4 protein-coding genes are annotated in these 2426 nt (G+C 46.5%); all 4 read right to left on the reverse strand.

Going from position 1 to position 2426, the window contains the following annotated elements; all coding sequences use genetic code 11:
- Window positions 1–88: 88 nt before the first annotated feature.
- Complete coding sequence (locus tag I3248_RS12055; protein ID WP_201601683.1) at window positions 89–490, reverse strand: hypothetical protein; 402 nt, start codon at window positions 488–490, stop codon at window positions 89–91.
- Between the two features lie 60 nt (window positions 491–550).
- Window positions 551–910, reverse strand: a complete 360-nt coding sequence (locus I3248_RS12060) for a SirB2 family protein (RefSeq protein WP_201559382.1) — start codon at window positions 908–910, stop codon at window positions 551–553.
- A gap of 69 nt (window positions 911–979) precedes the next feature.
- Window positions 980–1309 (reverse strand): BolA family protein, encoded by a 330-nt coding sequence (locus I3248_RS12065; protein WP_201559381.1) that lies wholly within the window; start codon window positions 1307–1309, stop codon window positions 980–982.
- A 215-nt stretch (window positions 1310–1524) separates the two neighbouring features.
- Entirely contained in the window at window positions 1525–2337 is an 813-nt protein-coding gene (locus I3248_RS12070) for a M48 family metallopeptidase (protein WP_025644716.1), read from the reverse strand.
- Window positions 2338–2426 lie beyond the last annotated feature (89 nt).

A 2426-nucleotide genomic window follows, 5' to 3' on the forward strand; every position in this document is an offset into this window, starting at 1 on the left:
CGCCTAAAAAATAGTCTCTGTCAGTGCCATGGTCGAATGTTCAACACGCCCTAATTATCTATAAGTCAAAATAGACATCAAATAAAGCTTACTCTCCATAAATCTTAATACCATTGGCAAAGCTACAGCGTTTTATACGTGCCGTTTGAATGATAGCGTCGGCTTCACCGTATAGACGCGATAGCTTCGCATCACGCGCTTTACTATCGTTACTTCGACCCACGCCAAAGCTAATATTAGGCGAGATACCCCAGCGTCCAGCAGAGATACCGACGCCGACTCCTGATGCCGACAGGCTCGATTGCTGCTTTTGCGTCGCATTGACATAGCGCTCAACGCGATTGTACTCCTGAGCGAGCGCTTGACAGTCGTAGCTTTGATAAGTGCTTGGCGGCACATACTGCGGGGTAAGATTGCCACTGGTTGCACAGCCCGAAAGCGTAAAGATGCCAGCGGTGGCAAGTAATGCTGCTGCGGTAAAGGTTTTCATAAAAACTCCGTTGAACCAGTAGGAGGTATTTAAGATAGCAAATATAGCGAGCTTATGATATTAAAATAAGTTTGCAGGTTTCGCATATGCCAAAATAACAATCCCTATATAAGCGACGCCGGCGATAAGAATACCGACTTTACTTTGAGTTGGCGCAGCATTGATGCTGAAAGCTTTGGCGCTAGCACTGATTGCGGCGACTAAGAGTATAATTTTGGCAAACACCCACTGTACAGGTGCGTTTACACTCATCAATTGCATCAGCATCCAAGCCCCTGTGACTATCACTAAGGCGTATAATATGTGATTGGCAATCTTAACCGGACGCGGCGCGCGGCGATTAGCGCTTAATACCAAAACGCTCTGGTAAATAAATAGCCCAATCAATATAAATACCAATAGCATGTGTAGATGTTTCATTGAATCTTATTCCTTGTAGAGTAAGCTCAGCACTAGTCAGTCTAAGCGAATCTAGCGCAGTGACAGCGCTTATTTATTTTGTCCTGCACATAGCGGGCTCTCGGGGCTTTGGGTTTGCTGTTGCCACTCAGTAGGGGTGTAAGCGTGGATCGCAAGCGCATGCACAGTACCGCCTTGCGAGGTTAGCAGTGGATCTACCAGCTGATAGACAAGCTGATGGCGCGCAACCAAACGCTTGCCTGCAAAGGCTTCACTAACTAGCGTTAGCTTGAAGTGACTCTCTTTACCGTCAAAGTAACCAGCATGATTCATTGACTCATTGACTAAGTCTAGATATTGCGGCTGTAACTCTTGCAGCTTGTCTTCAAGGGCGATAGCAGTAGGGGCGGTAGTCGTCATAACAGTCCTTTAATAGTCAACACTGTGCTGATTTGATAAAAATAGATGGAAGCATTATACCAGAGCAAAGCTTACAAGTGCTAAACGCGCTCTTTGTCAAACTATTAGGATACTGCTCTTTTATGATACTGCTTTTTATAACAGAAACAGCAGTCACAAAAAAACAGGGCATGAATGTATCCAAGCCCTGTTGTTAAGACTGTTCGTATTAACCACTAACGGCGCGTTTTTTGATACAGTGGCATCACTTTAGGCATTAATGCCTGCATTTGTGAGATACGTGTACTGCTTGCCGGGTGAGTACTCAAAAACTGAGGTGGCTCACCTTGACTAGCGCGCTGCATTTTTTGCCATAAGGTGATAGCCGCTTGCGGGTTGTAGCCAGCACGTGCCATTAGCTCAAGTCCGATTTGGTCGGCCTCAGACTCTTGGGTACGACTGTGCGGACGGCTCAAACCAAGATCACCGGCAAGACCCGCTAGCTGCGCTTGACCTTGCGAGAGACCAAAGACACTTGCTGCAAGGCCAATACCAGTCTGCGTGGCGTATTCGCGAGAAATACGTTCACGAGAATGCTCACGTAGCGCGTGTGATATTTCATGACCCATAATGGCAGCAATCTCATCATCAGTTAGGTTCAAGCGATCGATAATGCCAGAATAAAACAGGATTTTACCGCCTGGTAATACCGAAGCGTTGAGCTGCTGTGACTTAATGGTATGAACCTCCCAGTTCCACTGAGCAGCATCAGGACGATAAACACTAACTTGACCGACTAAGCGATTAGCAATTCTTTTTAGGCGTTGTAGCTGCGCTGGATTGGTATCTAATACCCGCTCTTGGCGCGCTTTTTGTAGCACTTGATTGTAGCTTTTGGCAGAGAGTTGTAGCACCTCTTCATCAGAGACCAGTAATAGCTGCTGACGATCGACGCCGACAGCGCCTGTATTGGTAGTGCTCGTACAGCCAACCAGTCCCAGTGTCGATAATGAAGCCGCCATCAGCGACGTAGTGAGCAATTTTTTCATAATAAACATCCTCGCTGTTAATAATTAATACTTATGAACCGCCCCGACTTTATCGGAGAGTGTTTTACTTGAGTCAGGCAGCAATGCCT

It is taken from the genome of Psychrobacter sp. Ps3, assembly GCF_022129275.1.
Lineage (GTDB): Bacteria > Pseudomonadota > Gammaproteobacteria > Pseudomonadales > Moraxellaceae > Psychrobacter > Psychrobacter submarinus.